The following is a 26,347-nucleotide window of genomic DNA, read 5'->3' as shown; positions in this document are numbered from 1 at the left end:
CATACGTTGCGTATGCCAATTGACATACGCAACGTATGAACTATCTAAAACTCATACGCCACGTATGTAGTTTACGGCCCACCCCTTGTCGAGGAAGATGAAGATGGCCAATCCGTATAAGGAAATTTTCCGCGCGCCGGGAGCCAAAGGTTTTGCCTCGGCCGGCTTCTTCGCCCGGCTGCCCATCGCCATGGCCCCGATCGGCATCGTTGCCATGCTGTCGCAGACCTACGGCGAATACTGGCTGGCCGGCGCCGTGTCGGCGACTTACGCGCTGACCAACGCCTTCGCCGCACCCCAAATCTCGCGGCTGATCGACCGTGTCGGCCAGTCGCGTGTCGTCGTTCCCACCACCATCATCTCCGTCATCGCCTTCGCCCTGATGATCGCCGCCGCGCATCAAGATTGGCCGATCTGGACGCTGTTCGTGTCGGCGCTCGCGGCCGCCGTCATGCCCAGCATTCCGGCGCTGCTCCGGGCGCGCTGGAGCGAGATCTTTCGCGACCGCCCCGAACTCAACACGGCCTTTGCCTTCGAATCGGCGGCGGACGAGCTGGTCTATATCGCCGGCGCGTCGCTCTCGGTCGGCCTCAGCGTGGCCTTGTTCCCCGAGGCGGGAATGCTGGTGAGCACGCTGTTTCTTGCGTTCGGCACGGCTGCCTTCATTCTGCAGCGCTCGACCGAGCCGCGGGTCAGGCCAGTCGAGCAAGGCGCGAACGGCTCGGCGATCCGGCAGCGGCCGGTGCAGATCGTCACCTTCGCCCTGATCTTCATCGGCGCGATCTTCGCGACCGCCGAAGTCAGCGCGGTGGCGATTACCAGGGAACTCGGGCAGCCGAGCGCCGCCAGCCTGGTCATCGGCGTCTATGCGGTCGGCTCGTTCGTCGTCGGCCTGATCGTCGGCGCGCTGAACCTGAAAATGCCGCTGCAGCGGCAGCTCGCCATCGCCGTCGCCGTCATCGCGCTGACCACACTGCCGCTGCTGGTCGCCGACACGGTGCCGATGCTGGCGCTGGCCGTCTTCGCCAGCGGCGTGGCGATCTCGCCGACCTTCATCACCGCCTTCGGCCTGATCGAGCGGCGGGTGCCGGAAACCATGCTGACCGAGGGCGTCACCTGGGTGATGACCGGCATCGGCATCGGCATGGCGCTGGGCGCCTTCGCCGCCGGTTGGGTGGTCGATACTTTCGGGGCCCAGAACGGCTTTTGGGTGTCGGTCGTGTCCGGGACGATCGCCTTGCTGACCGTGCTCTTCGGCCAGCGGACGCTGGCCGGCGAAAGAGCCAGGAGTTTATCCGCCGCAGTGCCGCAACCTGCGGAGTGATGCGACGCATATCGGAAAGGGGCTCCGGCCGAACGCCGGAGCGCTTTTTCATTGCCGGCGATCCGCCCCCGGCCCGCTCTGCCGCCGGGGTGTCGCTCACCGATCCGAACGTTTGCGTGGCGGCCAACGTTGCGCGCCGTGGAGCAGCGGAGGATTTGCACCTCCGCCGCTTTCACGTCGATCCGATACACTGCCAGAAAAGGCGTGCTCGTGATCACCAGTTCGCGCGTGCCGCGCCTGCGCCCAGGGCGTCCAATTTTGGGAAAGTCCAACAGCATGTCGGTCTGCCGCTCTATTTCATCAAGCTGGCCCAACGCTGCCTGGGGACTGTCGCGAGCGATGTAGTCGATAGCCTTCTGCCGTTCGATCCGCGCTCGCGTCAGCCAGACGACCTTCACTTCTTCTCTGCCTCAATCCGAGCGAGAAGTTCGGCCCGCTGCCTCGCCATGTCCTCCTTGACGACTTCGTGCGGAACCCACTCCGTATTTGGATCGTCGGCCTCCTTAAGCGCGGCGTCGATTTCCGCGTCGAACCATTCGTCATATTCGCGTTTGGCTCGCGACTCTTCGACTGCTTCGCGCATCAATACGCGCAGGAGCTGGGCGGCCGTCCGGTCCTGCGCCTTGGCGGTCTCGGCAAAGGCGGTCTTCAGGTCATCGTCGACGCGAAAGGTAAACGTGCTGTCGGTCATAACCGCACCCGATGTGTTACATGCGAACTACATCATAATACAAGGATAGGAGACCGTCAGTGGATGACGGCTACAAAATCTCCGTCCGCACGATCTTGATGCCAAATCCTTCAAGGCCGACATAGTGACGCTCGCGCGAGGCGAGGAGATCGATCGATTGCACCCCGAGGTCTTTTAGAATCTGCGCACCGAGGCCGATCTCGCGCCATTCCGCCTCGCGGCGGCGCGCCTCCTCGTGGCCTTCGCGATCCTCGCTGACCGGCCGGTTGCGGCCGGTGTGAGCGACGCCGACCGAGCCCTCGCGCAGATAGACGACGACGCCGCGCTTGCGCTCGCCGAAGGACGCCAGCAGATCCCTGAGTGACGTGCCTTTTCCGAACACGTCGTTGACGACATCCTCGGAATGGAAGCGTACCGGGACGTCCTCGCCGTCGCGTATGTCGCCGAACACCACGGCCAGATGGTGCATGACATCCCACGGCACGGAATAGGTGAACACCCGTGCCTTGCCGCCGGGCGTTTCAATGTCGGAACAGGCAAGCCGCTGGACAAGGGTCTCCTGGCGCTGGCGGTAGGCGATCAGGTCGGCCACCGACACCTGCTTCAGGTTGTTCTTTTCCGCGAAGGCCATGACATGCGGGCCGCGCATGACCGTGCCATCGTCATTGACGAGTTCGGAGATGACGCCGACCGGCGGCAGGTTGGCGAGTTTGCAGAGGTCGACCGCCGCCTCCGTATGGCCGGAGCGCATCAGCACGCCGCCCTCCCGCGCGATCAGCGGGAAGATATGGCCGGGGCGCAGAAAATCCGACGCGCCGGCATTGCCGTTGGCGAGGTTGCGTACGGTCAGCGTACGGTCGTCGGCGGAGATGCCGGTGGTGGTGCCGTGCCTGAAGTCGACGCTAACGGTGAAGGCCGTCGTATGCGCCGAATCATTGTCGGCAACCATCGGCGCGAGGTTCAGCCGACGGGCGTCCTCGCGGGTCATCGGCGTGCAAACGATGCCGGAGGTATGGCGGACGATGAAGGCCATCTTCTCCGGCGTGCAATGCACCGCGGCGACGATCAGATCGCCTTCGTTCTCGCGGTCGTCGTCGTCGGTGACCACCACGATCTCGCCGCGCTCAAAGGCGCGGATCGCTTCGACGACTTTTTTCTGATCGTAGGGCATTTTTGTCAAACTCGGTTTTGGGTCAAGGCGAGGTATAGCGCACCGTCGAGTTGAGGCAATTTCAACTGCGACCGGGTACGATCCACAATCTCTTGGACCTGCTGGATAAAATGTTCTCGGCTTCTCAGGTGGGATATCAGGTTGACACTTTGTTCACGCAGCTTTTTCTGCCACTCGGCGTTGGCGCTCACTTGGAGCAATTCGTCAAAGAATCGTTGCGCATCTTGCTCGTCGTCGACGAGGGCTGAGACGACCGCCGCATGATAAAGCGTCCACATGGACGGATTGCCGATAGCGATCGATTGATTGGCCTCTCCCGTCAATTTCCGAGCAATGGCTGGCAGGCTGGAAAACTCCACCTGGAGCCGGCGAGACTCATCGGCAGCCCTCGCAGCTAGAACCTCGGCAAAGGGTCCAAACTGCTCTTCGTTCTGAAACTCGAAGAACAAGTTCGCAACCCTGCCGCCGTAGTCAAATGCCCAGAAATTCTTGTCCGCCCATAGCCAAGATGCAGAAACGTTGAGATAGCTAGCCTTGGAGTAGGAACTCGCCTGGAATTCTACCACGGCCGCCCAAAAACCATGATCCCGATACCAGGTTCGTGATCGGCCTATCTGGCAAAATCCCATTGGCGCCAGTTGGGATTTTGCTGAATGCCTGATCACCCTGCCAATGTCGTCGGACTTGGTCGGCATCGCCGGTCTATGCCCTCCCCGTCTGCCCCCGATGCCGCAGATAATGATCGGCGATCGCGCAGGCAACCATCGCCTCGCCGATCGGCACGGCGCGGATGCCGACGCAGGGGTCGTGGCGGCCCTTGGTCAGGATGTCGACGTTGCGGCCGTCCTTGTCGATCGACTGGCGCGGGGTCAGGATCGACGAGGTCGGCTTGACAGCGAAGCGCGCAACGATCGGCTGTCCGGTCGAGATGCCACCCAGAATGCCGCCGGCGTGGTTGGACAGGAAGATCGGCTTGCCGTCGTTGCCCATGCGCATCTCGTCGGCGTTCTCCTCGCCGCGCAGTTTCGCGGCGGCAAAGCCCTCTCCGATCTCGACGCCTTTGACGGCGTTGATCGACATCAGGTTGCCGGCGATGTCCTGGTCGAGTTTTGCGTAGATCGGCGCGCCGAGGCCGGGCGGCACGCCTTCGGCCACGATCTCGATGACCGCGCCGACCGACGAGCCGGCCTTGCGGATGCCATCGAGATAATCCGCGAACACGGACACGGAAGCGCGGTCCGGCGTGAAGAACGGGTTTTCGTCGTCGTGAACAAAATCCCAGTCCCAACTGGCGCGGTCGATTTCTTTCTCCCCCACCGACACCAAAGCGCCGCGAACCACCATGCCCGGCACGACCTTGCGGGCCAGAGCGCCGGCGGCGACGCGCGCCGCCGTCTCGCGGGCCGAGGAGCGGCCGCCGCCGCGGTCGTCGCGCAGGCCGTATTTGACGTCGTAGGTGTAGTCGGCATGGCCGGGCCGGTACTGTTTCGCGATCTCGCCATAGTCCTTGGAACGCTGGTCGACATTCTCGATCAGCATCGATACCGGCGTGCCGGTCGTCACCAGCGTGTCACCATCGTCATCCATGAGGACGCCCGACAGGATTTTCACCTCGTCCGGTTCGCGGCGCTGGGTGACGAAACGCGACTGTCCCGGGCGCCGGCGATCGAGATCAGCCTGGATGTCGGCGCGGGTGAAGCGGATGCCGGGCGGGCAGCCGTCGACCACGCAGCCGAGTGCCGCGCCATGACTCTCACCCCAGGTGGTGACGCGGAAGAGATGGCCGAAAGTGTTGTGCGACATGAACAGGCCCGAACCGACGACGTGCCTTCTATTGGCCTTTGCCCACGGGGTCAAATCGGCGCGGGGGCAGAAATAGTTTTGACACATTCCCCCTGTTTCTGGTCTCCTGAATCGGGGGAATAACCGCGTCACGCGGATGCAAATAAAAGAAGAGGATCGATATGCGTACCCTGATCGGCGCCCTTTGCGCAGCATTTCTAATGACCACCGCCGCCCTCGCCGCCGAGGCGGAGGGCAAGATCAAGGCGATCGACCAGGACAACCAGACGATCACGCTGGACGACGGAAAGTCCTACAAATTGCCTGGCGAGTTCGACATGGATTCGATCAAGCCCGGCATGGAGGTGCTGCTCGCCTATGACGAGATCGAAGGCCAGAATCTGATCACCGACATGCAACTGCCGGAGTAGCGGCGCCAGCGCTCAATGACCGTCCGGAAATCGCTCTGAGACTGGATCTCAGAGCCAATCCAGCCGGTCATTCTCCAGGCGCAGCACGCGGTCCTGGAAAATCTCCAGCGTGGCGGCGCGTTTCGGCGCCGTGTCCTCCAGAACGCGGAAGATGGTGCGCATGACGCCGCCATGCGTCACGCAGACGGTCGGCCGGGTCACCGCATCGAGCCAAGGGCGGATGCGGTCCAAAAGCATCTGGTAGCTTTCGGCGCCTTCGCCGGGCGGCACGAAATTCCACTTGTCTTTCGTGCGCGCGGCCGTGATGCCCGGCTCAGCCGCTTCCAGTTCAAGGAAGGTAAAACCCTGCCAGTCGCCGAAGCTGACCTCGACCAGGCGCGGGTCGGTGCGGTAACCCTCGGCGGGCAGCCCCATGGCGACGCGGGCACGCTCCATGGTCTCGCGAGTGCGGCGCATCGGGCTGGCGACGAAATCGAAGGCGGCAGGATCGGCGATCAGTTCGCGCAGTTTTTCGCCGTTGCGGTCGGCCTGCCGGCGCCCGGTCTCGGTAATGTCATTCTCAGCCTGCCCCTGAAGGCGGCCTTCGCTGTTCCAGGCGGTCTGTCCGTGCCGGACGAAATAGATCAGCGGATACATGCCGGAAGCCAGCCCCCAAACCCGGCAACCGGCCGTTGCCGGTCACTCCTTGACGACGCTGATGTCGGGGGCGTCGACCGCCTTCATGCCGACGACGTGATAGCCCGAATCGACATGGTGCACCTCGCCGGTGACGCCGCGCGACAGGTCGGAGAGGAAATACAGGCCGGAATCGCCGACTTCCTCGGGGGTCACCGTACGCTTCAGCGGCGCATTGTATTCGTTCCACTTCAGGATGTAGCGGAAGTCGCCGATGCCGGAGGCAGCAAGCGTCTTCATCGGCCCGGCCGAGATCGCGTTGACGCGAATATTCTTGCCGCCGAGATCGACGGCGAGATAGCGCACGCTGGCTTCCAGTGCTGCCTTGGCGACGCCCATGACGTTGTAGTGCGGCATCACCTTCTCGGCGCCGTAATAGGTCAGCGTCAGCAGCGACCCGCCGTCCGGCATCAGCGCCTCGGCGCGCTTGGCCACATCGGTGAAGGAAAAGACGGAGATATCCATCGTCTTCTGGAAATTCGCGCGGGTGGTGTCGACGTAGCGGCCGTCAAGCTCCTCCTTGTCGGAGAAGGCGATGGCATGGACGACGAAGTCTATCTTGCCCCAGAGTTTTTCGACGGCGCCGAAAACCGCGTCCAGCGTCGAAGCATCCGTGACGTCGCAATGGCCGACGACATGTGCGCCAAGTTCCTGCGCTAGCGGTTCGACGCGCTTCTTGAAGGCATCGCCCTGATACGTCAGCGCGATCTCCGCGCCCTGGTCGGCGCAGGCCTTGGCGATGCCATAGGCGATCGACCGATTGTTGGCGACGCCCATGATCAGGCCGCGCTTGCCGGCCATCAGGCCCTGTCCACCCGCCATCGAAGCTGCTCCGAACTGGTTGCGTCCGCCCTATCGCACAGGCAAAACGCCGCATCAAGCGCGCAGCGACAGCACGTTCGATTTCGCCCCTGGATGACATTTGGCGGGTGATCGGCGCATCGAGGCTGTTATTCAGGCCAGCGTGCCTTGACGGCCCAGGCCCGCGCAACGAGGCGTATGGGGCCATCCGTTCCAAGCGTTGCCGCCAGTTGCGCCTTCAAGGCGGCTCGCCTTTCCGGCGTCAGGCTCGTGCAATAGCCCGGCGCAGGGCCGGCGCCCAGCGTGAACGGCAGCCAGAACGCCTCGAAATCGGGAAACACCGTATCGATCTCCAGCGGTTCGACGACCGGTGAAACCAGACCCGCCGCATGACAGATTCCGGCAAGCCCATCGTGCGTGCAGAACGGAAAACGCTTGCCCTCGTCCAGCGCGCCTGCATTTTCGTCGATCGCGGCCGCCGCTTTCCAGAAGGCATCGATGAAACCCATACCGCCGCCGGGATAGTCCCAGACATAGAAAGCCAGCAGCCCGCCCGGCTTCAGAACCCGGCGCATCTCGGCCAACGCCGCCTGCATGTCAGGGACGAAATTCAGCACCAGCGCCGAGGCGGCGACGTCAACACTGGCGTCCTCGGCCGGAAGGTTCAGCGCGCTCGCCGTCTCGAAACGGACGCGCCCGTCGCGGATCGCCGAGCGAGCATGCGCCAGGAAACCTTCCGACGGATCGACCGACAGGATCGATCGCGGCGCGCAGTTTGCGAGGATCGCCGCCGTCAGCGCACCCGTGCCGCAGCCAGCGTCGAGCCAGGCGGCGTCGCGCGGTGGCGCCAGCCAGTCGAGGAATTTGTCGGCCATCTGCCGGCTCCAGCGGCCCATATAAAGGTCATAGCTCTGCCCCGCGCTCCACGCGTCGAATTCGGCGGACTTGTTCATCTTTGTCTCCTCGATCGACCGGACCGTATTCTCGCCGTACGCGGAATGGTCCCAAGCCTCCTGCGAGGCGCTCTTGCATCCGGCCGCCGACGACCGGGGATGCGGCCTATCCGGCGACTTTGCGCCAGGGGATGAGCATTCCCACCTGCCTGCGATAGGCGCGATACTGATCGCCGAACATCGCGACGAGATCCCGTTCCTCGAGGAAGATGCCGAGCAGGATGTAGCCGGTGGTGCCAACCGAGAACAGGAGATGGCCCCATGTCATCGACGGCGTCGCCCAAAAAGCCAGCAGAAAGCCGACATAGAGCGGGTGCCGGACCCATTTGTAGAACAGCGGCGTCCTGAAAACTGGCGCCGGCAATTCCTTCCTGTGCAGGCCGGCAAAAACCTGTCGTAACCCGAACAGTTCGAAATGGTTGATCAGAAAGGTGCTGATCAGCAATATCCCCCAGCCCAGCCAGAATACGCCGTTGATGACCGTGACCCAGAACGGATCGACGATCGTCCAGACGGGCTCGGGCATCGGCCGCCATTGCCAGTAAAGCAGCAGCAGGACGAGGCTGGCGAGCAGCACATAGGTGCTGCGTTCCGCCGGCTCCGGCACATGCCGCGTCCACCATCGCTTGAACGCCGGCCGCGCCATGATGCTGTGCTGCGCGGCGAAGAGACCGAGCAGCAGGACATTGACGACCAGGGCCTCGACCGGACTGCCCGCCACACCGGAATCGATCGACTTCGGAACGACGAAGTTGCCGACGAAACCGATCGCATAGAGGAACGAGCCCAGGAATATCAGGTATGTGGCAATGCCGTAGATAAGGGTTATCGCGCCGGCCATTATCTCCTCCAAAATGTCGACAGAATTCGGTCGATCGACCGACTGATATGTGATAGAAACCACAACAATGTGGAAATGTCAACTTTGTCGATTTTGCGACGAACCAAGAGGCGGAGAACAGCCCGATTCTTCATATGTCGACGGCAGTGTGTTTCGTCGGGGACCTGCCCGCGCCATGACCCCGCCCGGCGCACAGCTTTGCCTGGCCGCTCAGCAAGTACTCATCCCGTCTTGCCCGATGAGAAACCAGAATGAGGTCTTGGCCGTCGGGAAATGCTCTGAGTATGGTGGCGCGGCCGTGGATAGGAGATGCCATGACCCGCCCTCAGCGTGTCCCATCGTGCGACGGGAATACCTGATGAAAGACAGTTCACGCCAATCGCCTGCCGGGACTTCGCCTGGGGCAAGACGTGACACGCGGGCCGACCTGCTGGCAGCCGCCGAGATATGTCTGAACCGCGATGGTTATGCCGAGCTGTCGACGCGGCGCGTCGCCGAGGAAGCCGGCGTTCCGCTGAGCCAGATCCACTATCATTTCGGCTCCAAGGAGCGCCTGATCCTGGCTTTGCTCGATCATCTGAACGAACGCCTGCTAAAGCGCCAGGCCGCGACTTTCGCCGCTGATATGCCGCTGTGGCGCCGTTGGGAGCGTGCATGCGATCATCTCGACGAGGATCTCGCGTCCGGCTACGTCCGCGTCCTGCACGAAATGATCGCAGCGAGCTGGTCGAGCCCTGAAATAGCCAAGGCGGTGCGCCGCGATCTGCGTGGCTGGTTCGAGCTGCTGGCCGGGCTAGCCGAGGAAGCCGCCCGGAAGTTCGGCGGTCTCGGGCAGTTTTCCGCAGCCGAAGTGGCCAGCCTCGTCAGCGCCGTTTTCCTCGGCAGCGAAACGATGATCCTGCTGGAGATCGAGAGCAGGCACGTCCCCGTCAGGCAGGCGCTTCGCCGCTTCGGCGAGACGATCCGACAGATCGAGGAGACTTCGATGGAGGAAGCTTCCTCGAAAATTCAGACCTGAGCTTCGCCTTTCCGCGGCCTTTGGGCGAAACCCGGCAGCGTCGTCTCAGCCGCGCCGCTTGCGCGCCAGCGCCTCCAGCTCGGGATCCGGCGTTTCCGGAAGCATGACGCGCAGGTGGACGTAGAGGTCGGCATGGCCTCCGGTCTTGACAGGCAGCCCCCTGCCCTTCAGCCGCAGCACCTTGTCGGAGCTCGACCATGGTGGCACGGTGACGGCCACCTTGCCGGTCGGCGTCTCGACGGCGACCTTTTCGCCGAGCACCGCGTCTTCCAGCGGAACCGGCTGGTCGACATGCAGGTCGCGACCCTCGATGCGGTAGCGCGCGTGCCTGCGGATATGGATTTTGACCAGCGCGTCGCCCGCGCCGCCTGGCCCCTGTTCGCCCTGGCCCTTCAGCCTGATCGTCTGGCCTTCCTCGACATAGGCCGGCAGTTTCACCGCCAGCTTGCGGCCGTCAGGGAAGATCGCGCTGACCTTCGCAGCCGTTGCGAGTTCCTCGATGCTGACATCGAGCGTGGCGTTCAGATCCTCCCCGACCGGAGGCTGGCGCATGCCGCGTCCGCCTGGAAAACCCTGACCGCCGCCCGGAAAACCGCCCTGGCCAAAAATCTCGCTGAAAATGTCGGCCGCTTCGCCGCCACCGGTGCGGAACTCGAAACGCGACCCGCCCGGTCCCTGCTGCCTGCGGAATCCGGCGAACGGATCCCCGCCGGGATGTCCCTCGAAACCCTGGAACTTCGGCTTGCCCTCGGCATCGATCTCGCCACGGTCGTAGGCCCCGCGGTTCTTGTCATCGCCGACGATGTCGTAGGCCTGGGTCGCTGCGTTGAAGCGCTCCTTGGCCTTCGGATCGTCGGGATTCTGATCCGGGTGGTATTTCTTGGCCAGCTTTCGGTAGGCCGATTTTATGTCCTTGGCCGTCGCGGTCTTCGCAACGCCCAGCACCTCATAGGGATCGCGCATTCATACTGCCTGCGGCATGGGGTTGATGTCGCCCCTTATATGCGTCGCACTAGGAACAAATTCCAGAGGGCGGAACGAAAGAAGCAAGCTGATTCACCGGGTCAGGATGCGCCAAATCGCTCCATTCGCCAAGCGCCGGGCGCGACCATGCAGACCTGCCCGTTGTAGAGCGCCACCCCGTCGAAACTTTCCCGCGAGGTGACGAAACGGCGGCAGAGCATGCCGGCGCTTTTGTCCTCGACCAGGCTGCTGATCGCGCCGCGCGCGCCGGTATCGGCATTGGCCCAGGGGATCGGTGCGCCCTTCAGTGATTCGACGTCGGCCGACGACACGGCGTTGCGGATCGTCGCCTCATCGGAAATCTGTTCGGGGCTTGCCGTTGCGGCGGGCGCGTCGCCAACGGAGCCCGTGAGGATCGTCGGATCGGTCTCGGCCTTGGAAAGGCTGAAGCCGCCGGACGCGCATCCACCCAAAACCAGTGAGGCCAGAACGGCTGCAAGCAGGCCGGCGCGGCGCGCCGGACAACAATGAACGTCCACTGAGGCTTGCGCGCCTCTCAACAATCGGCAATCTCCCCGCACTGCCGGACGGAATGGAGGCGGAGAATGAACCAGGACACGTTAAGAAGCGGTGACTTCACCGAAAGCACCGAGCCGTTCCGGCTTTTCGCGGAATGGCTGGAGGACGCGACGAAGAGCGAAACCAACGATCCGAACGGCGTGGCGCTGGCAACCGTCGATGCCGACGGCATGCCGAATGTCCGCATGGTGCTGCTGAAGGGTTTTGATGAACGCGGTTTTGTCTTCTACACCAATTTCGAGAGCGCCAAGGGCCGCGAGATTCTTGGCACCATGAAGGCCGCCATGTGTTTTCACTGGAAGTCGCTGCGCCGGCAGGTGCGCATCCGCGGCCCGGTCGAGATCGTCTCGGATGCGGAAGCGGATGACTACTATGCCACCCGCCCGCGCGGCAGCCGCATCGGCGCCTGGGCATCGAAGCAGTCGCGGCCGCTGGAAAGCCGCTTCGCGCTGGAAAAGGCGGTGGCCGAATGCACGGCGAAATACCCGATCGGCAGCATCCCGCGCCCAAAATATTGGTCGGGATTCCGCATCATGCCGTCGTCGATGGAGTTCTGGCACGACCGCCCGTTCCGCCTGCACGACCGCGTGATTTTCACGCGCGACGGTGACGGCTGGGCGAAGGCGCGGCTTTATCCGTGATTCGCGCTCTTTTGTTCAGCACGCAGCCGGCACGGTAACCGACAGGGCAAAGGCCGAAGGATAGCCGCGCGCTACGCGCTTCTGCGCATCAGCCAGCGCGCCGCGGCGACAAACGCAAAGGCGAGCAGCGGCCAGACGGCCCAGAACTCGCCCTGCCACGACGCCAGGTTTATGCCGGTGATGAACAGGCCCATGACAAGCAGGATCGCATGGGTACGGCCGAAACGTGTGGTGCGGCGCGCCCAGTCGAGGCCGGCAATCAGAGCGAACACGAGAAGCGGCCAGCGCGCCCAGAACACCTGCGGCGAGGCGATGAGGTTGATCGCCACCAGCGCGACGCCGATCACGACGAGGGTCGCCTGCTTGCGGTCGAGGCGAAACCCCAGCACGTTGAGGCGTGACCCGGAAGCGTGCTCCTCCGCCATCGCCGGCATTGGCCGCGCCGCCCGTTCGGCCGCCTGCCGGCCCCAGTTCGCCGCCTGCGCGGCGGCCGGCTCGCCGATGCGCACCGCGTAGCTCGGAATCGCCTCGTCGATGTTCTTGACCGACAGGTTGCCCAAAAACTCGAAGCCGACCGGCATCTTGTTGCGCACCTGGTCGTAAACGGTGTTGGAGATCAGGATGCCGCCGGCCTTGGCTTCGGCCTGCAGCCGCGCGGCGATGTTGACGCCGTCGCCGTAGATGTCGTTGCCGTCGACGATGACGTCGCCGAGATTGATGCCGATGCGGAAGAACATGCGCTCGCCGTCGGGGCGCTCGGCATTGTTCGTCGCCAGTTCGTTCTGGACGTCGACCGCCGCGCGCACCGCCGCGACCACGCTCGGGAACTCGGCAATCACGCCGTCGCCCCAGGTGTTGACGACGCGCCCACCATGTCCGGCTATCAGGCGAGCCATCGCGTCGCGATAGGCCTTTAGGGTCGCGAAAGTGCCTTCCTCGTCGGCTTCCATCAGCCGCGAAAAACCTTGCACGTCGGCGGAAAAGACGGTGGTCAGCTTGCGGTTGGCGGTCTCCATCGCCTCTTTCCCTCTACCGGCATCGACAACGCCCATGTGACCATATCCGCACAGCCCTAGCGAAAATAGGTGTTGACGCGGCGTCATTCAACTGGCGCCAGACAGTTCGGCCACAGCCACGATGCCGGCGTTTCAACGGCACGGATTACAAAGATTTAATGGCAACCTGGCGGTTGCCGCGCCGTTGATTCCGGTGGCCCCAGCGGGCGCATGATTCATGAGGTTTCGAAATGTACAAGCTCCTGTGCTCTGCCTGCGCGGCGGCAATGTCGCTCGCCGTAATGGCTTCCACCGCTCCCGCCTATGCGATGGGTGGGCCTTCCCTGGCGTCTGATCAAGCCGGCTTCACTGATGTGCGCTACGATCATGGTCGGCATGGCGGTGGCGGGTGGCATGGCGGCGGTGACTGGGGCCATCGCTACTATCGCCATGGCGGCTACGGCGGCTGGTGGATTCCGCCGGCGGCCGGTTTCGTCACCGGCGCCATCATCGGTAACGCGCTCGCCTCGCCGCCGGTCTATGAACGGGTCGCGCCGGCCGGCAATGCGCATGTCCGCTGGTGCTACGAGCACCATGCGAACTACAACCCCTACAACAACACGTTTCGGGACGGTTACGGCTACCGGCACATCTGCTACGCGCCGGTGTGACCATCCAGGCATAACCGGGTGAAAAGTCGTCGCCAGCCGGCCACATGAACCCGACCCGAATCGGTTACCCGCAGCCGGCCGCGTTCAATCGCGGCCGGCGGGGGTTTTCGGCGTCAACCCTGTTTCTTGCGTGATAGGAAGGCGGCGAAGGCGTTGCGCGCCTCGTCCGACTTCAGCCGGGCGCGAAAATGCTCGTTTTCTTCGTTGATGCGCGCGACGACCGCATCGCGCGGGCCGCGCATCAGGTCGCGGGCAATCTTCAGCGCTTCCGGCGGCTTGGCTGCGATCTTGTCCGCCATGGCCAGCGTGTCGGCCTCCAGCCGGTCCTCCGGCGCGATGGCATGGATCAGCCCCGCGGCAAGCGCGCCTTCGGCCGGCAGCGGCTCGCCCAGCCCAAGCAGCGCGAAGGCGCGCTGGTGACCGAGCAGTTTCGGCGCCAGCAGGCTGGACGCCGCCTCCGGAACCAGCCCCAGATCGACGAAGGGCGTATGGAACGCGGTGCGGGTGGTGGCGATGGTAATGTCGCAGTGCAGGTTGAGCGTCGCGCCGATGCCGACGGCGATGCCATCGACACCCGAAATCATCGGCTTTTCCACCGTCGCCAGCGCCAGCAGGAAATCCCAGACTTCCGTGCCGCCATCGCCGCCCATCGCCACCGCCATGAAGTCGGCGAGGTCGTTGCCGGCGGAAAAAGCGCCGGGCACGCCGAGGAAGACATGGACGCGCACCGCCGGGTCGGCGTCGCCGGCGGCGAGAGCCGCCGACAACGCGCCATACATGGCGCGGGTGATGGCGTTCTTCTTGTCCGGCCGGTTCAGGCGGATGACCTGCACCGCGCCGCGCCGTTCGATCATGATATGGTCGCTCACACTGTTCCTCCGGTTCAGGCGATCAGGGTTTTTGCGGCCGCTTCGAGACTCTCGCCGCCATTGATGACGCGGTCGCGCAGCGCGCCCGTCTCGCCCGCAAGGTTTTCGGCGAAGAAGCGGCAGAGCGCGATCCGCTCCGCCGCGCCGGATTTCACTGCACCCCGCGCCTGCATGGCGGCGCCCGAGGCGAGCGCGAACAGCCTGAGATAAGGCGTCGCACCGGCCAACGCCGCCTGCATGCGACCCTCCGCCAGCATGGCGAGCAGGGCATCGGTCGCGGCTTGCAGGTTGTCCAGCGCGCCTTCGATCTTTTCGGCGCTGCGCCCCATCCCCGCGAGATTCGAATTTCGAAGTGCCTCCGCGTCATGGCGCAGTTCGGTGACATAGCCGCGAACATGCTCCCCGCCCGACTGCGGCAGTTTCCGCGTGACGAGGTCGATCGCCTGGATGCCGTTTGTGCCTTCATAGATCGGCGCGATGCGGGCATCGCGTAGCAGAGCGGCGGCGCCCGTCTCCTCGATGAAACCCATGCCGCCATGCACCTGCACGCCGAGCGAAGCGACGTCGACGCCGACATCGGTGGAAAAGGCCTTCGCCACCGGCGTCAGCAGATTGGCGCGCTCCTGCCAGAACGCCGCCTCATCGCCGCCGGCGCGCGCCATGTCGATGGCATGCGCGCAGCAATAGGCGATCGAACGCGCGGCCTGCGTCAGCGCCTTCATGGTGAGCAGCGTGCGCTGGGTGTCCGGATGGTGGACGATCGGGGCCATGCCTTCACCCACATGGGACGGCGCTTTGCCTTGCCGGCGCTCATTGGCGTAGGCCAACGCCTTCTGGAACGCCGCCTCGGCAACCGCGACGCCCTGCATGCCGACGGCGAGACGCGCATTGTTCATCATCGTGAACATGCAGGCGAGGCCCTTGTTCTCCTCGCCCACCAGCCAGCCGACGGCGCCCGGTTCGCGATCCTCAGCGAAACCGTCGCCATAGATCATCGTGCAGGTCGGCGAGGCATGAATGCCGAGCTTGTGTTCCAGCGAGGAACAGAACACGTCGTTGCGGGAGCCTAGTGACCCGTCCTCGTTCACCAGGAATTTCGGCACCAGAAACAGCGAAATGCCGCGCGTGCCGGCCGGCGCGTCGGGCAGCCGCGCCAAAACGAGGTGCACGATGTTGTCCGAAAAATCGTGCTCGCCATAGGTGATGAAGATTTTCTGGCCGAAGATGCGGTAGGTACCGTCGCTGGCCCGCTCGGCGCGCGTGCGCAATGCCGCCAGATCGGAGCCCGCCTGCGGCTCGGTGAGGTTCATCGTCCCCATCCACTCGCCCGACACCAGCTTTTCCAAATAGATCGCCTGCAACTCCGGCGAGGCATGTTTGTGGAGCGCTTCGACAGCGCCCATGGTCAGCGTCGGGCCGATGCCGAAGGCCATGGAGCCGGAGTTCCACATTTCGATCGCCGCGACCGCCAGCATGGTGGGCAGGCCCTGGCCGCCGAACTCGGCCGGACCGGAGAGCGCGTTCCATCCGCCGTCGATCCAGCGGCGGTAAAGCTCCTTCCAGCCGTCGGGCATGTGCACGGAAGCGCCTTCCAGCACCGCACCCTGACGGTCGCCGTTGGCACGCAACGGCGCGACTTCCTCAGTGGCGAATCGGCCCGCCTCGGCCAGCACCGCATCGGCCACGTCCTCGGAAAGGTCGCCGAGCACGCCCGCATCGAGCGCCGCCTTCAGGCCCGCCACGTGCTTCAGCGTGAAGGCGATCTCGTCGACAGGCGCGCGGTACATCGGCACTCTCTCCTCCCGGGACGCGGCGGCCCCATTGCCTTTCCGATAGGTTCTTTTGACGTAAACGTCAATTGAAGAGGCTCGGCACCAGCGGCATTCTGCGCTAAGGGAGAGGACGCTCCTGCTCGATCGCCCGAGGCCGAAAAATGCTCGCCAGACCCGAAACCCGCCGCTGCGTCGAATGCGGCCTGCCGTACAACATGCCGGGCTTCAACTATCACCACGGACAGATCGAGAACGGTCCGGCCTACTGGTCCGATCGAGGCATATTGTGCTCGCCGGCGTGTTCGCTGACGCATTTTAAACGGCGCGAGGCGGAGGGGACATTGCCATCCATGCCGGCGCCGAACCCGTTCGAGTTCGGGCGGTGAAGGGGAACCGAACCAACTTTCTATTGCAATAAAGGTTGCAGTTTATGGAACCTTCCCTGAACGCCAGGCGGTTTTGTGTGGAGACGGTCGCAATTCCAGGCCAGGGCGGCCGGTCTGGAACTACGTTGGTGAAGATATTCGATGGCGGCGCTCAGGTTGGTGAATACGAACGAGACTATCCCGGTTTTGGCAAATCAACGTTTGAGCCTTTTCCGATTGGCGACTCCTGGTACGCACTGTACTCGAAAAACTATACTGCCACACGAATAATGAGCCTGCCTGACTGTAGGGACATTGGTGGGGAAGAGCCTGCATCCCACGGCTTCTGCCCTGTCGAACTCTATGTGCCCATCTACAAGAAGGTGACTTGGAGAATCAGGGAAACCGGCGAGGAAAAGGAGGATTGGTGGTTTGAAGAATCACTTGAAAAGGATGGCGAGCCCAGGAACTCCGATTGGCGTGAATTAATATCAGTAAGCCAGTGGCAATCTCTGTCGACCGGCTTTGTGGCCGGATGCGTTTGGGGTGACGACAACACATGGAAGGTCCAAGTTTTCGACCTCTCAAGCGCGGCAGAGGGTGTGATTGAACGTTCAGAACGGTTTGGCCATGTTGAACTCGTTGAGAGAATGTCTTTAAGAGAAGCGCTCCGTTTTGACCGGTTTATGCCCCATTGGGAATTGCGGGCCACACTTATACGCCGTGAGCGGCGGGATGTTGCTTCCGGCGCCCTCATTGATCCCTATGATGAATAGTCCAACTGGCTCCCTTGATTTGCGGGACGGATCGGATCGATGAGCGTCCATAATTATCCCCCGCTGCTGGTGCCTGTCATCGGTATCGCCGCCGTCTTGGTTGCGCTGCGTTGGCAGGATGCAGTGCTGAAGGACCGTTTGCATTACGGCGAATGATGCTAGCCGCCAGAGGTCACCGCAGAAACGGCTTCACCTTGTCGCCCGGCCGCGCCAGCACTGTGCCCTTGGGCGTGATCACGATCGGCCGGTTGATCAGGATCGGATTCTTCAGCATGAAGTCGATGATCTGATCGTCGCTCCATTTCGGGTCGGCGAGGTTCAGCTTCTCATAGACCTTCTCGTTCTGGCGCAGCAGGCCGCGCGGCTTGATGCCGAGCGCCTTGATCAATTCCTTCAACTTCTCACGGGTCGGCGGCGTGACCAGATATTCGATGATCGTCGGCTCGATCCCGGCCTGCCGGATCAGGTCGAGCGCCAGCAGCGAGGACGTGCATTTCGGGTGATGGTAGATCGTGACGCTCATGCGTTCTTCTCCCTTTCGACGGCCCGGAAGCCGATGTCGCGGCGGCAAAACCCTTGCGGCCAATCGATCGCATCGACACCCGAATAGGCGCGCGCCTGCGCCTCAGTGACGGTCTTGCCGACCGCCGTGACATTGAGAACGCGACCTCCGCTGGCGACGATGTCGCCGTCCTTCAATGCGGTTCCCGCATGGAATATTTCGACCCCTTCGGGCACCTGGTCCAGCCCGGAAATCACGCCGCCGCGCTCCGGCGTGCCCGGATAGCCGTTGGCGGCCATGACGACCGTCAGCGCCGCCTCATCGCGCCAGCGGGCCGACATATGCGCAAGTTGGCCGTCCGCCGCCGCCGAAAGCAACACCAGCAGATCGTCCTTCAGCCGCATCATCAGCACCTGGCATTCGGGATCGCCGAAGCGGACATTGTATTCGATCAGTTTTGGCCCGTCGGCGCCGATCATCAGGCCGGCGAACAGCACCCCGGAAAACGGCGAGCCGAGTTCGGCCATGCCGCGCATGGTTGGTTCGATGATCTCGCGCATGGTGCGGTCAATCATCTCGGGCGTCATCACCGGCGCCGGCGAATAGGCACCCATGCCGCCCGTATTGGGTCCGGTGTCGCCCTCGCCTACCCGCTTGTGATCCTGCGCCGTGCCGAACGGCAACGCTGTCGTGCCGTCGCAAAGGCAGAAAAAGCTCGCTTCCTCACCGGTCAAAAATTCCTCGACGACGACCTCGGCGCCGGCAGCGCCGAAACTGCCATCGAAGCAGGCAGCCACCGCTTCTTGCGCTTCCTCGACTGTCATCGCCACCGTCACGCCCTTGCCGGCGGCAAGTCCGTCGGCCTTGACGACGATCGGCGCGCCCTGCCTGCGGACATAGGCTGCGGCTTCCACGGCGTCGGTGAAGCGGCCGTAGGCCGCGGTCGGGATGCTGAAACGGGCACACAGATCTTTTGTAAAACCCTTCGAGCCCTCCAGGCGCGCGGCCACTTTGGACGGCCCGAAAACGCGGATGCCAGCGACGCGCAAATCGTCGGCTAAGCCGGCGACAAGCGGCGCTTCCGGCCCGACAATGACGAGGTCTATTCGCTTATCCTTGCACCATGCGGCGACCGCCGCATGGTCGCCGATGTCGAGCGTAACGATTTCGGCTTCCTTCGCGATGCCCGGATTGCCCGGCGCTGCATAGAGTTTTGTCAGCAGCGGCGACGCCGAAAGTTTCCACGCCAGCGCATGCTCGCGTCCGCCGGAGCCGATCAAAAGAACATTCATGCCGAAACCACCTCGCAGCCGATCGCCGCCCACCCGCTATTGGCGATGCGGCGCAGGGTCAAGCCTGATGCAGCGAAAGACCGATGCACATCACCGCTTGTAGTGGAAGCGGCACGAAGCGATCTCGACGGACTGGGTCTCACCGGTGCTGGCGACACGATAAACCAAGCGATGTTCGTGATTGATGCGACGTGACCACCAGCCCGACATTTCATTGCGAAGCGGCTCGGGCTTGCCCAGACCAACGAACGGATGACGCATCGCGTCCGAAATCAGTTCGTTTATCCGCTGGACAATGACACGATCCTGTTCCTGCCATTGCAGATAGTCCGACCAGGACGATCGGGCGAAGATGATCCTCACGGGTCGATCAGATCGCGTTCGGTTCCTTTGCCGGCATCAAGTTCTGCAATCGATTCCAAAAGCCGCTCGGCATTTGCCGGGCTGCTGAGAAGGTAAGTCGTCTCCTTCATCCCCTCCCAGTCCGCCAGGGAAACGATAACGACAGGCTCGTGGCCCTGGCGGGTCACGATCAGTTCGGCCCGGTCATTCTCAACCTTGTCGAGATGCGTGGCGAGGTTGTTGCGCAGGTCGGTAAAGGTGACATAGGGCATGGAACATCCCTCCGCTCGTTTCTGTACATATATTCGTACAGATTTCGACCGGCAAGGTTCAATTGCCCCTTTCAGACCTCAACGCTGCGGCCAACGCCCAGGTCGCCGCTTCACCGGCTACGGCAACCAACTGATCAGAACTTTTGCGCGGTCTGTTCGTCCGGCAGGTGCTCGCAGCGGATCTTCATGTACTCGTCCGGCCGCCGGCCGATCGTCGCCGTGCTGGCAACCAGCGCCTGCCCCTGCAGGGCGCAGGTCATGACGCTTGTCACTTGCGGGCCGCTGATCATGTCGAGCGCGGTCTCGCGCTGGCAGTCCTGCGGCGACACCTCGGTGGAGCAGATGAGTATCAGAATGCGGAGCATGCACTTCACCCCAAGCCAGTGAATCTGCCTCCCACACGCAGACTGCATGAAATTTGCTGCAATGCAAAATGAAATATTGCGTCGCAACATTACCGAAAGTGTGCGGCAACGCGTTGCTTGACGGAACCGTCGCCTGCTGCCACTCAATCGGCCATGGAAACCATCCAGTCCCGTTCCGGCCAGGGCCGAGTCGCCGACGCGCCGAGCCGCCACTGGGTCTACCGTCTCCTGCCGCGCGGGCTATGGCCTTATGCGCAACTGGCGCGGTGGGACCGGCCGATCGGCTGGCAGTTGCTGCTGTTGCCGTGCTGGTGGTCGGCGGCACTGGCCGCAGTCGCCTATGCGCGGCCGGGCGACACACTCATGAGTCTGCTGCCGTCCCCCTGGGTATTGTTCCTGTTTCTGGCGGGCGCGATTGCCATGCGTGGGGCGGGCTGCACCTACAACGACATCGTCGACGAGGACATCGATGCCGGCGTAGAGCGCACCCGATCACGGCCCTTGCCGTCGGGCCAGGTGAGCCGGAAACAGGCGTGGGTTTTCCTTGTCATCCAGGCGCTTGTTGGACTTGTCGTGCTGCTGCAGTTCAACAGTTTTGCCATCCTGGTCGGCCTCTGTTCGCTGGTGGTCGTCGCCGCCTATCCGTTCATGAAGAGAATCACCGACTGGCCGCAACTGGTTCTGGGGCTTGCGTTTTCCTGGGGCGCGCTGATGGGCTGGGCCGCCGAGTTCGGCGATTTGGACGGTCCGGCGATCATGCTTTACGCCGGCTCGATCATGTGGGTGATCGGCTACGACACGATCTACGCGCACCAGGACAAGGAGGACGACGCGCTGGTCGGCGTGCGCTCGACGGCGCGGCTTTTCGGCGACAATACAAAGGCTTGGCTGACCGGCCTCTATGCCGGGGCGCTGGCTTGTTTCGCGCTTGCCTTCGCCGCCGCGGAAGCCCCGCTGCCGGCATTGGCTGGGCTGGTCGCGGCCGGCGCGCATATGGCGCGGCAGGTGTGGGTGCTGGACATCGACGATCCGAAACAGTGCCTGGCGCTGTTCCACTCGAACAAGATCGTCGGTTTGCTGATTTTCCTCGGCCTGATCGGCGGCGCGCTGTGGATCGCGCTGAAGCCGGTGGTCGGCCCCTGAGCGCGGCCCTCAGTTCGGCGCGACGATCTCTTCGCCCTGAACGACCAGCCGCAATCCGAGGTCGCCGGTGCGGCGGCGCATGAGGAAGCGCGGCCGGCGCTGGTTGGTCGACTTGCCCTGGCGGCGCATCTGCGGCGGCATCGGGCGGATCGCCTTGCCGAGCGATTCTTCGAGTTCGCGGGCGACGCCGTCGGCCTCGACCAGCAGCATCGGCAGGCCGTAGGCTTCCGACCAGGCGCGCCAGTCGGCGGCAACGTCGTCGAGATCCTCGGCCACCAGCAGCGGCACCGACAGCATGGGGTCGCGGTGCATCAGTTCCAGCGTCACCGTGACATGGCCACGATCGTCCTCGATGGCGCGCGCCGCCACCCCGCGGAAAGCGCGCGCCGGCAGGGCGACCGTCACCGGAAGGCCGCACCTGTCGAGGACGCGGCGCAGCACCGCGCCGCGATGGTCGATCGTGAAAGTGACATCGCCGAAGTCGTCGCGTGTCGCATAGCTCACCACCTGCGGCAGGCGGGAAGGGTCGAGGCGCATGTTGCGCCCCGCCCAGACTGGCTTCAGCCCGGTGCTCATTTGCCGTCTCCTGTTACTCCCGAGAGCCGGTGGCTCCCTGCCCCGGTTTTCCCCGGGCTTCTTATGGGAGCGACAATACGCGCCAGCCTTATCGGCCCGCTTAAGAAAGTCGGTTAAATTTTGCTGATCCGTCCGATGGTTAGCGGAATGCAACCGGATGGAAGAATTTGGAAAGAGGGATCAAGAAGGGGTAAATTTTGTAGCGCGACATTTCGGATGGCACGACGCGACATTTCACTTGTCACTGATCTGAGCGAAATTTAGCCATTCGACGCGATGATCTGGGGATAGATCATCCCAATGCGCGCTTACGGCTGCCGCACCGTCCTTCCACCGATCCAGTGCCGACGATACAATCCATCTAGGAGAAATGAACTCAAGACCTATCCTTGCGATTAGGTTCTCGGAAATGACGGCCAATCCACCTTCATCGGGGCTTCCATCGAAATGCAGATGGAATGCCGGATCGGTGCCATCCACCCACGCTTTCTTGCCATGCATCGCCGCAAACTCGATCAGCGCATCTGGCTCAACCATGACCATGATCACGAGCTTGCCGCTTATAAAATCCCAAAGGTCCTGCTTGTTCTTGATCGAAAGAACGAAAGGTTGGAAGGGCGCCCACGACCTTGTTGACTTCAACTGGTTCAACATGAAGGCCCAGGGCCGCTTAGCCCCTGAAGAAGCGAGTACGTCCGCGACAGGAACTTGGCATTCCTCAAACACGATGTACGTCAGCCCGCTCTCGGGCCGACGCACTGCATGGCCGAGCGCCCTCGCTTCTGCAATGCATTCATTGAGGTCTGCCTCATAAGAGATTTCAGGTAAGGCTGACGCATGCCGGGTCAGAAATGGTATTCCGCGCAATCCGACACTCTGGTCAGTTTCAAAAAAAGAGTGAAGCTTTTCGATGCTTCGAAATTGCTTCTTCGCCCTTGGATTTTTGCTCTTCGCGGCTTTCACCTCGATCAAGTATGGAGCGGAATTGCCCATGAGGCATATATCCCCATGGCGGATGGTGTTTGTTATGTCAGTGAGCAGCGCCGGCACACCGTGCTGGATTGCGGAGTCTAGAACGCCTAGTTCGAACGCCAAGCCAGCTTTGTCGATGATGAAGCCCGCATCCTGCTTTGGATTTGCATTCTTAGTGCTGAAGTACGTATGTTTGAGCGCGTATTTGTCCATGTAGAGGAAAGCGATCGCGTCCCCGAAACCTCGCCAAATGAAGTTGCACCGTCTGAAACCGTCGATGCGACTATCCAGATAGGAAATGCTTTTCGCGCCGGCAGCGTCACTGGCTTTCATATCCTTCAATCTGCGAATACGCTGCTCTGAGCGCGCAATCTCACTGAGAAGTAGGTGTTGAAGCGCTTTTAGAGATTGAAAGTCGTCCAGATCGGCTCGCAGTGCCTCTAACAGCCCATGAGCGCGATCGAACGATCGCTTCCGATATCCCAACATGACGAGTCTCACGAATTGAACACGGAGCATCCTGTTTGCAGGAAGGCATCCGGTCCGCTTTGAGCTCTCGGGTGCAATACTGCAACTAGCCGGCTCTTCTCCGCTTACGCCTAAAAGCTCTTAAAATCATTCTGCACGGATTTAGGTATCCGTTTGGTTTCCTTGAACTCACGGCGTGAGGTGATCTGGAAGCGCAGCGTGTCCATGGACTGCGGGTAGTGACGCTGCAGGATGCGGGAGAGGTTCGACACCTCGCCGTTGCCATCGTTGATGACCTCGGCCGGCGGCCGGCGGGTGCGGCGGAAGAATACGCCGCCCATGCCGACGAACGGCTCGGCGGGCGGCTTGATGAGCACTGATCGGCAGAGGCGCCGACAAGCGGCCTTAAGAGCTTCCTCCGTGCTCAGCCCGCATCGGAAAAATTGCTGTCGATCGGCAGGGTGCGGATGCGCTTGCCGGTGGCGGCGAAGATGGCATTGGTCACAGCCGGCGCGACCACCGCGGTGGGCGGCTCGCCGATGCCGCCGGGAGCCTCTGTGCTTGAGACCAGATGGGTCTCGACCACCGGAACCTCGTCGATGCGCATCGGCAGGTAGGTGTCGAAATTGCTCTGCTCCACCCTTCCGTCCTTCAGCGTGATCTGGCCGTGCAGCGCGGCTGTAAGGCCGAAGATCGTGCCGCCCTCGATTTGGGCGGCGATCGTGTCCGGATTGATCACAATGCCGCAATCGACGGCGCAGACGATCCGGTGGACTTTCACCGCCCCGTCCTTGACCTCGACCTCCGCCACCTGGGCGAGATAGCTGCCGAAGCCGACCTCGACGGAAACGCCCCGTCCCCTTCCGGCCGGCAGCGGCGTGCCCCAGCCGGCTTTTTCCGCTGCCAGCTCAGCACGGCGAGCGCACGCGGATTGTGCGCCAGCAGCGCCTTGCGGTAGGCGACCGGGTCCTGCTTCGCCGCGGCCGCCAGTTCGTCGATAAAACTCTCCACGACGAAGACGCTGTGCGTCACGCCGACGCCGCGCCAGAAGGCGGTCTGCACGCCGGGCGGTTCGACCCGGACGTATTCGACATGAATGTTGGGCAAGTGATAGGGCGGTTCTGCCGACCCCTCCACCGCGTCGAAGTCGACGCCGTTCTGGAAGAAGGGCGGCGCATAGCGCGCAGCGACCGAGGAGCCGGAAACCCGGTGCGTCCAGGCTATCGGTTTGCCCTCGGCGTCCAGCCCCGCCGACAGCCGGTCATAATAATAGGGCCGGAACATGTCGTGCTGGATATCCTCCTCACGGCTCCAGACAACCTTGACCGGTCCCTCCACATGCCGGCCGATCCTGGCAGCGAGCGCCGAACCGTCGACATCGAGCCGCCGGCCGAAACCCCCACCAATCAGATGGTTGTGAACCTTGACCGCTTCCTTCGGCAGGCCGGTGACTTCCGCCACCGTGCTCTGGGTTAGCGTCGGCGCCTGGGTGCCGACCCAGATGTCGCAGCCGTCGCCGCGCGCATGCACGGTGCAGTTCATCGGCTCCATCGTCGCGTGGGCGAGCAACGGCATCTGATAGACGGCGTCGATCCGTTGCGCCGCCCCTGCAAACGCCTTGTCGACGTCGCCTTCCTGGCGAGCCACCGCGCCGGGTTTTTGCGATGCTTCGTCGAGCTGGCGGATGATGTCGGCAGTACTGACTGCCGCGTTGGGACCGTCATCCCATTGGATCGACGCCGCCTCCAGCCCCTTCTTGGCCGCGCCCAGATGGTCGGCGACCACGGCCACGGCGTTTTCGATCTGCACAACCTGGCGCACGCCCTTGACGGCGCGGGCCGCCGCCTCGTCCACCGTTTTCGGCTTGCCGCCGAGCACGGGCGAGATGGCGACCGCCGCGATCCCCATGCCGGGCAGCTTCATGTCGATGCCGAACTCGGCCTTGCCGTTGACCTTGTCCGGCGTGTCCAGCCGCTTGGCCGGCGTGCCGATGAGGGTGAAATCTTTTGGGTCCTTCAGCGTCACGCTGTCGGGCGCCGGCACCGGCAGGGCGGCGGCTTCCTCGACCAGTTCGCCGTAGCCCAGGCTGCGCGAGCCGGCACCGTCGAACACCTTGCCTTTCTCGGCCCTGCAGGTCGCTGGGTCGACGCCCCATCGCTTGGCCGCGGCGGCAATCAGCAGCGTGCGGCCGACGGCGCCGGCCTGGCGGAGCGGCGTCCAGAAGGCGCGGATCGAAGCCGAGAGCCCTGTCGTCTGGCTGCCGAGCAGTGCGTTGGCATAGAGTGCGTCATCGGGCGGCGCATGCTCCAGCCGGACCTGGTCGAGGCCGACTTCCAGCTCTTCCGCCAGCAGCATGGGCAGCGACGTGTAGGTGCCCTGGCCCATTTCGGCCATCGGCATCACCATGGTGACGACGCCCTGGCGGTCGATGCGGATAAAAGCGTTGGGCGCGAAGGGTGCCGGCTCGCCCGCCGCCCAGGCGGGGCGCAGCGCGGGCGGCAGGGCTATTGTGAGGACGAGGCCGCTGCCGGCGGCTATGCCGGTCTTGAGGAAACTGCGGCGGTCGGTCCGGATCTTCGAGACATGGTCGAGCATGGACGTTCCTCCCCTCAGACGGCCGCGCGGTGGATCGCGGCGCGGATGCGTTGATAGGTGCCGCAGCGGCAGACATTGCCGGACATGGCGGCGTCGATGTCGGCGTCGCTCGGCTTCGGCGTCTCGGCGAGCAGCGCTGCCGCCGACATGATCTGGCCGGACTGGCAATAGCCGCATTGGGGCACGTCGATGTCGAGCCAGGCCTGCTGCAGCGCCTTGCCCTGCGGCGTCTCGCCGATCGCCTCGATCGTGGTGATCTCGCTGTCGCCGATGCCGTCGATGGTGGTGATGCAGGATCGCGTCGCAACACCGTCGATATGCACGGTGCAGGCGCCGCACAGCGCCTGGCCGCAGCCGAATTTCGTGCCGGTCATGCCAAGCACGTCGCGCAGCACCCACAGCAAGGGAATGTCGCCGTCGACGTCGACGCTGTGCGGTGTACCGTTGACTTTGATGGTGAAGGCCATGGCTTCCTCTCAGGTGGCTAGGGCTGCTCTGAAGA

At 63.3% G+C, this 26,347-nt stretch carries 31 protein-coding genes and 2 pseudogenes; 8 read left to right on the top strand and 25 right to left on the bottom strand.

Annotated elements, in window-relative coordinates:
• The first annotated feature begins 103 nt into the window (after window positions 1–103).
• Window positions 104–1,324 carry an MFS transporter gene (locus ACH196_RS16760; RefSeq protein ID WP_396648047.1) on the top strand — a complete coding sequence of 407 codons (1,221 nt, stop codon included), beginning with the start codon at window positions 104–106 and terminating at the stop codon, window positions 1,322–1,324.
• A 206-nt stretch (window positions 1,325–1,530) separates the two neighbouring features.
• Here the strand turns inward: ACH196_RS16760 and ACH196_RS16755 are convergent.
• The 5 genes and pseudogenes from ACH196_RS16755 to aroC all read right to left on the bottom strand — a co-directional run.
• Window positions 1,531–1,722, bottom strand: a pseudogene (locus ACH196_RS16755) (type II toxin-antitoxin system RelE/ParE family toxin); the annotation flags it as partial.
• Window positions 1,719–2,015, bottom strand: a complete 297-nt coding sequence (locus ACH196_RS16750) for a CopG family ribbon-helix-helix protein (RefSeq protein ID WP_396648046.1) — start codon at window positions 2,013–2,015, stop codon at window positions 1,719–1,721. The gene ACH196_RS16750 and the pseudogene ACH196_RS16755, both read right to left, overlap by 4 nt.
• Window positions 2,016–2,085: 70 nt before the next feature.
• A complete protein-coding gene (gene ribB, locus ACH196_RS16745; protein ID WP_396648045.1) occupies window positions 2,086–3,186 on the bottom strand; it encodes a 3,4-dihydroxy-2-butanone-4-phosphate synthase in 1,101 nt (366 codons plus the stop codon).
• A gap of 5 nt (window positions 3,187–3,191) precedes the next feature.
• Window positions 3,192–3,881 (bottom strand): hypothetical protein, encoded by a 690-nt coding sequence (locus ACH196_RS16740; RefSeq protein WP_396648044.1) that lies wholly within the window; start codon window positions 3,879–3,881, stop codon window positions 3,192–3,194.
• A 7-nt stretch (window positions 3,882–3,888) separates the two neighbouring features.
• On the bottom strand, window positions 3,889–4,989 hold the full coding sequence (gene aroC, locus ACH196_RS16735; protein ID WP_396648043.1) for a chorismate synthase: 1,101 nt from the start codon (window positions 4,987–4,989) through the stop codon (window positions 3,889–3,891).
• Between the two features lie 161 nt (window positions 4,990–5,150).
• Between aroC and ACH196_RS16730 the strand changes: the two genes are divergently transcribed.
• Window positions 5,151–5,399 (top strand): DUF1344 domain-containing protein, encoded by a 249-nt coding sequence (locus tag ACH196_RS16730; protein ID WP_396648042.1) that lies wholly within the window; start codon window positions 5,151–5,153, stop codon window positions 5,397–5,399.
• A gap of 48 nt (window positions 5,400–5,447) precedes the next feature.
• Here ACH196_RS16730 and ACH196_RS16725 read toward each other — a convergent pair whose 3' ends face one another.
• The 4 genes from ACH196_RS16725 to mddA all read right to left on the bottom strand — a co-directional run bounded on the left by ACH196_RS16725 (window position 5,448) and on the right by mddA (window position 8,669).
• A complete protein-coding gene (locus tag ACH196_RS16725; protein ID WP_396648041.1) occupies window positions 5,448–6,035 on the bottom strand; it encodes a histidine phosphatase family protein in 588 nt (195 codons plus the stop codon).
• A 42-nt stretch (window positions 6,036–6,077) separates the two neighbouring features.
• Complete coding sequence (gene fabI, locus ACH196_RS16720) at window positions 6,078–6,896, bottom strand: enoyl-ACP reductase FabI (protein ID WP_396648040.1); 819 nt, start codon at window positions 6,894–6,896, stop codon at window positions 6,078–6,080.
• A 128-nt stretch (window positions 6,897–7,024) separates the two neighbouring features.
• Window positions 7,025–7,828 carry a class I SAM-dependent methyltransferase gene (locus ACH196_RS16715; protein WP_396648039.1) on the bottom strand — a complete coding sequence of 268 codons (804 nt, stop codon included), beginning with the start codon at window positions 7,826–7,828 and terminating at the stop codon, window positions 7,025–7,027.
• 106 nt (window positions 7,829–7,934) lie between these two features.
• Window positions 7,935–8,669 carry a methanethiol S-methyltransferase gene (mddA, locus tag ACH196_RS16710; protein WP_396648038.1) on the bottom strand — a complete coding sequence of 245 codons (735 nt, stop codon included), beginning with the start codon at window positions 8,667–8,669 and terminating at the stop codon, window positions 7,935–7,937.
• A gap of 175 nt (window positions 8,670–8,844) precedes the next feature.
• On the opposite strand from mddA, the gene ACH196_RS16705 reads away from it, so the two are divergent.
• A complete protein-coding gene (locus ACH196_RS16705; protein WP_396648037.1) occupies window positions 8,845–9,687 on the top strand; it encodes a TetR/AcrR family transcriptional regulator in 843 nt (280 codons plus the stop codon).
• Between the two features lie 45 nt (window positions 9,688–9,732).
• Here the strand turns inward: ACH196_RS16705 and ACH196_RS16700 are convergent, their stop codons facing one another.
• Together ACH196_RS16700 and ACH196_RS16695 are read right to left on the bottom strand one after the other, a co-directional pair.
• Window positions 9,733–10,650, bottom strand: a complete 918-nt coding sequence (locus tag ACH196_RS16700; RefSeq protein ID WP_396648036.1) for a DnaJ C-terminal domain-containing protein — start codon at window positions 10,648–10,650, stop codon at window positions 9,733–9,735.
• Between the two features lie 101 nt (window positions 10,651–10,751).
• The gene (locus tag ACH196_RS16695; RefSeq protein ID WP_396648035.1) at window positions 10,752–11,189 is read right to left on the bottom strand and encodes an RT0821/Lpp0805 family surface protein; all 438 of its coding nucleotides are present in this window, start codon (window positions 11,187–11,189) and stop codon (window positions 10,752–10,754) included.
• A 66-nt stretch (window positions 11,190–11,255) separates the two neighbouring features.
• Here ACH196_RS16695 and pdxH point away from each other — a divergent pair, with 66 nt between their 5' ends.
• The gene (pdxH, locus tag ACH196_RS16690) at window positions 11,256–11,870 is read left to right on the top strand and encodes a pyridoxamine 5'-phosphate oxidase (protein ID WP_396648034.1); all 615 of its coding nucleotides are present in this window, start codon (window positions 11,256–11,258) and stop codon (window positions 11,868–11,870) included.
• A gap of 71 nt (window positions 11,871–11,941) precedes the next feature.
• Here the strand turns inward: pdxH and ACH196_RS16685 are convergent, their stop codons facing one another.
• The gene (locus ACH196_RS16685) at window positions 11,942–12,886 is read right to left on the bottom strand and encodes an adenylate/guanylate cyclase domain-containing protein (RefSeq protein ID WP_396648033.1); all 945 of its coding nucleotides are present in this window, start codon (window positions 12,884–12,886) and stop codon (window positions 11,942–11,944) included.
• A 230-nt stretch (window positions 12,887–13,116) separates the two neighbouring features.
• Here ACH196_RS16685 and ACH196_RS16680 point away from each other — a divergent pair, with 230 nt between their 5' ends.
• Window positions 13,117–13,536, top strand: a complete 420-nt coding sequence (locus tag ACH196_RS16680; protein ID WP_396648032.1) for a BA14K family protein — start codon at window positions 13,117–13,119, stop codon at window positions 13,534–13,536.
• Between the two features lie 113 nt (window positions 13,537–13,649).
• Here the strand turns inward: ACH196_RS16680 and ACH196_RS16675 are convergent, their stop codons facing one another.
• A complete protein-coding gene (locus ACH196_RS16675; RefSeq protein WP_396648031.1) occupies window positions 13,650–14,405 on the bottom strand; it encodes a crotonase/enoyl-CoA hydratase family protein in 756 nt (251 codons plus the stop codon).
• Window positions 14,406–14,419: 14 nt separating this feature from the next.
• On the bottom strand, window positions 14,420–16,192 hold the full coding sequence (locus tag ACH196_RS16670) for an acyl-CoA dehydrogenase (RefSeq protein WP_396648030.1): 1,773 nt from the start codon (window positions 16,190–16,192) through the stop codon (window positions 14,420–14,422).
• Between the two features lie 146 nt (window positions 16,193–16,338).
• Between ACH196_RS16670 and ACH196_RS16665 the strand changes: the two genes are divergently transcribed.
• Window positions 16,339–16,563: a hypothetical protein gene (locus ACH196_RS16665; RefSeq protein ID WP_396648029.1), complete on the top strand. Its 225-nt coding sequence runs from the start codon at window positions 16,339–16,341 to the stop codon at window positions 16,561–16,563.
• A 128-nt stretch (window positions 16,564–16,691) separates the two neighbouring features.
• Window positions 16,692–17,318, top strand: coding sequence for a hypothetical protein (locus ACH196_RS16660; RefSeq protein ID WP_396648028.1), 627 nt, complete (start codon window positions 16,692–16,694; stop codon window positions 17,316–17,318).
• Between the two features lie 172 nt (window positions 17,319–17,490).
• Here ACH196_RS16660 and arsC read toward each other — a convergent pair whose 3' ends face one another.
• The 5 genes from arsC to ACH196_RS16635 all read right to left on the bottom strand — a co-directional run bounded on the left by arsC (window position 17,491) and on the right by ACH196_RS16635 (window position 20,091).
• Window positions 17,491–17,841, bottom strand: a complete 351-nt coding sequence (gene arsC / locus ACH196_RS16655; protein ID WP_396648027.1) for an arsenate reductase (glutaredoxin) — start codon at window positions 17,839–17,841, stop codon at window positions 17,491–17,493.
• Window positions 17,838–19,112: a phosphoribosylamine--glycine ligase gene (gene purD / locus ACH196_RS16650; RefSeq protein WP_396648026.1), complete on the bottom strand. Its 1,275-nt coding sequence runs from the start codon at window positions 19,110–19,112 to the stop codon at window positions 17,838–17,840. The genes arsC and purD overlap by 4 nt, the downstream gene beginning before the upstream one ends.
• A gap of 90 nt (window positions 19,113–19,202) precedes the next feature.
• Window positions 19,203–19,475 (bottom strand): Txe/YoeB family addiction module toxin, encoded by a 273-nt coding sequence (locus ACH196_RS16645; RefSeq protein WP_396648025.1) that lies wholly within the window; start codon window positions 19,473–19,475, stop codon window positions 19,203–19,205.
• Window positions 19,472–19,726 carry a type II toxin-antitoxin system Phd/YefM family antitoxin gene (locus ACH196_RS16640; protein WP_396648024.1) on the bottom strand — a complete coding sequence of 85 codons (255 nt, stop codon included), beginning with the start codon at window positions 19,724–19,726 and terminating at the stop codon, window positions 19,472–19,474. The genes ACH196_RS16645 and ACH196_RS16640 overlap by 4 nt, the downstream gene beginning before the upstream one ends.
• A 134-nt stretch (window positions 19,727–19,860) precedes the next feature.
• On the bottom strand, window positions 19,861–20,091 hold the full coding sequence (locus ACH196_RS16635; protein ID WP_396648023.1) for a hypothetical protein: 231 nt from the start codon (window positions 20,089–20,091) through the stop codon (window positions 19,861–19,863).
• 153 nt (window positions 20,092–20,244) lie between these two features.
• Between ACH196_RS16635 and ubiA the strand changes: the two genes are divergently transcribed.
• Window positions 20,245–21,234, top strand: coding sequence for a 4-hydroxybenzoate octaprenyltransferase (ubiA, locus tag ACH196_RS16630; protein WP_396648022.1), 990 nt, complete (start codon window positions 20,245–20,247; stop codon window positions 21,232–21,234).
• A 9-nt stretch (window positions 21,235–21,243) separates the two neighbouring features.
• On the opposite strand, the gene ACH196_RS16625 is transcribed toward ubiA, so the two are convergent.
• The 6 genes and pseudogenes from ACH196_RS16625 to ACH196_RS16600 form a co-directional block, all read right to left on the bottom strand.
• Window positions 21,244–21,810 carry a DUF6101 family protein gene (locus tag ACH196_RS16625; RefSeq protein WP_396648021.1) on the bottom strand — a complete coding sequence of 189 codons (567 nt, stop codon included), beginning with the start codon at window positions 21,808–21,810 and terminating at the stop codon, window positions 21,244–21,246.
• A gap of 234 nt (window positions 21,811–22,044) precedes the next feature.
• Window positions 22,045–23,271, bottom strand: a complete 1,227-nt coding sequence (locus ACH196_RS16620; protein WP_396648020.1) for a hypothetical protein — start codon at window positions 23,269–23,271, stop codon at window positions 22,045–22,047.
• 110 nt (window positions 23,272–23,381) lie between these two features.
• Entirely contained in the window at window positions 23,382–23,627 is a 246-nt protein-coding gene (locus ACH196_RS16615) for a hypothetical protein (RefSeq protein ID WP_396648019.1), read from the bottom strand.
• 47 nt (window positions 23,628–23,674) lie between these two features.
• Window positions 23,675–24,298: a molybdopterin cofactor-binding domain-containing protein gene (locus tag ACH196_RS16610; protein WP_396648096.1), complete on the bottom strand. Its 624-nt coding sequence runs from the start codon at window positions 24,296–24,298 to the stop codon at window positions 23,675–23,677.
• Window positions 24,259–25,650: pseudogene (locus ACH196_RS16605) on the bottom strand (molybdopterin cofactor-binding domain-containing protein); the annotation flags it as partial. The gene ACH196_RS16610 and the pseudogene ACH196_RS16605, both read right to left, overlap by 40 nt.
• 209 nt (window positions 25,651–25,859) lie before the next feature.
• Complete coding sequence (locus tag ACH196_RS16600; protein WP_396648018.1) at window positions 25,860–26,312, bottom strand: (2Fe-2S)-binding protein; 453 nt, start codon at window positions 26,310–26,312, stop codon at window positions 25,860–25,862.
• Window positions 26,313–26,347: the final 35 nt, after the last annotated feature.

The sequence above is a fragment of the Mesorhizobium sp. IMUNJ 23232 genome (assembly GCF_044326205.1).
Classification (GTDB): Bacteria; Pseudomonadota; Alphaproteobacteria; order Rhizobiales; family Rhizobiaceae; genus Kumtagia.
This window is presented reverse-complemented; position numbering and strand designations above follow the sequence as displayed.

Excerpts from the sequence above, each read along its gene's own strand:
- ACH196_RS16760 (WP_396648047.1), top strand. The coding sequence starts at position 104 with ATGGCCAATCCGTATAAGGAAATTTTCCGCGCGCCGGGAGCCAAAGGT.
- ACH196_RS16750 (WP_396648046.1), bottom strand. The coding sequence starts at position 2,015 with ATGACCGACAGCACGTTTACCTTTCGCGTCGACGATGACCTGAAGACC.
- ribB (WP_396648045.1), bottom strand. The coding sequence starts at position 3,186 with ATGCCCTACGATCAGAAAAAAGTCGTCGAAGCGATCCGCGCCTTTGAG.
- ACH196_RS16740 (WP_396648044.1), bottom strand. The coding sequence starts at position 3,881 with ATGCCGACCAAGTCCGACGACATTGGCAGGGTGATCAGGCATTCAGCA.
- aroC (WP_396648043.1), bottom strand. The coding sequence starts at position 4,989 with ATGTCGCACAACACTTTCGGCCATCTCTTCCGCGTCACCACCTGGGGT.
- ACH196_RS16730 (WP_396648042.1), top strand. The coding sequence starts at position 5,151 with ATGCGTACCCTGATCGGCGCCCTTTGCGCAGCATTTCTAATGACCACC.
- ACH196_RS16725 (WP_396648041.1), bottom strand. The coding sequence starts at position 6,035 with ATGTATCCGCTGATCTATTTCGTCCGGCACGGACAGACCGCCTGGAAC.
- fabI (WP_396648040.1), bottom strand. The coding sequence starts at position 6,896 with ATGGCGGGTGGACAGGGCCTGATGGCCGGCAAGCGCGGCCTGATCATG.
- ACH196_RS16715 (WP_396648039.1), bottom strand. The coding sequence starts at position 7,828 with ATGAACAAGTCCGCCGAATTCGACGCGTGGAGCGCGGGGCAGAGCTAT.
- mddA (WP_396648038.1), bottom strand. The coding sequence starts at position 8,669 with ATGGCCGGCGCGATAACCCTTATCTACGGCATTGCCACATACCTGATA.
- ACH196_RS16705 (WP_396648037.1), top strand. The coding sequence starts at position 8,845 with ATGACCCCGCCCGGCGCACAGCTTTGCCTGGCCGCTCAGCAAGTACTC.
- ACH196_RS16700 (WP_396648036.1), bottom strand. The coding sequence starts at position 10,650 with ATGCGCGATCCCTATGAGGTGCTGGGCGTTGCGAAGACCGCGACGGCC.
- pdxH (WP_396648034.1), top strand. The coding sequence starts at position 11,256 with ATGAACCAGGACACGTTAAGAAGCGGTGACTTCACCGAAAGCACCGAG.
- ACH196_RS16685 (WP_396648033.1), bottom strand. The coding sequence starts at position 12,886 with ATGGAGACCGCCAACCGCAAGCTGACCACCGTCTTTTCCGCCGACGTG.
- ACH196_RS16680 (WP_396648032.1), top strand. The coding sequence starts at position 13,117 with ATGTACAAGCTCCTGTGCTCTGCCTGCGCGGCGGCAATGTCGCTCGCC.
- ACH196_RS16670 (WP_396648030.1), bottom strand. The coding sequence starts at position 16,192 with ATGTACCGCGCGCCTGTCGACGAGATCGCCTTCACGCTGAAGCACGTG.
- ACH196_RS16665 (WP_396648029.1), top strand. The coding sequence starts at position 16,339 with ATGCTCGCCAGACCCGAAACCCGCCGCTGCGTCGAATGCGGCCTGCCG.
- arsC (WP_396648027.1), bottom strand. The coding sequence starts at position 17,841 with ATGAGCGTCACGATCTACCATCACCCGAAATGCACGTCCTCGCTGCTG.
- purD (WP_396648026.1), bottom strand. The coding sequence starts at position 19,112 with ATGAATGTTCTTTTGATCGGCTCCGGCGGACGCGAGCATGCGCTGGCG.
- ACH196_RS16640 (WP_396648024.1), bottom strand. The coding sequence starts at position 19,726 with ATGCCCTATGTCACCTTTACCGACCTGCGCAACAACCTCGCCACGCAT.
- ACH196_RS16635 (WP_396648023.1), bottom strand. The coding sequence starts at position 20,091 with ATGCTCCGCATTCTGATACTCATCTGCTCCACCGAGGTGTCGCCGCAG.
- ubiA (WP_396648022.1), top strand. The coding sequence starts at position 20,245 with ATGGAAACCATCCAGTCCCGTTCCGGCCAGGGCCGAGTCGCCGACGCG.
- ACH196_RS16625 (WP_396648021.1), bottom strand. The coding sequence starts at position 21,810 with ATGAGCACCGGGCTGAAGCCAGTCTGGGCGGGGCGCAACATGCGCCTC.
- ACH196_RS16620 (WP_396648020.1), bottom strand. The coding sequence starts at position 23,271 with ATGTTGGGATATCGGAAGCGATCGTTCGATCGCGCTCATGGGCTGTTA.
- ACH196_RS16600 (WP_396648018.1), bottom strand. The coding sequence starts at position 26,312 with ATGGCCTTCACCATCAAAGTCAACGGTACACCGCACAGCGTCGACGTC.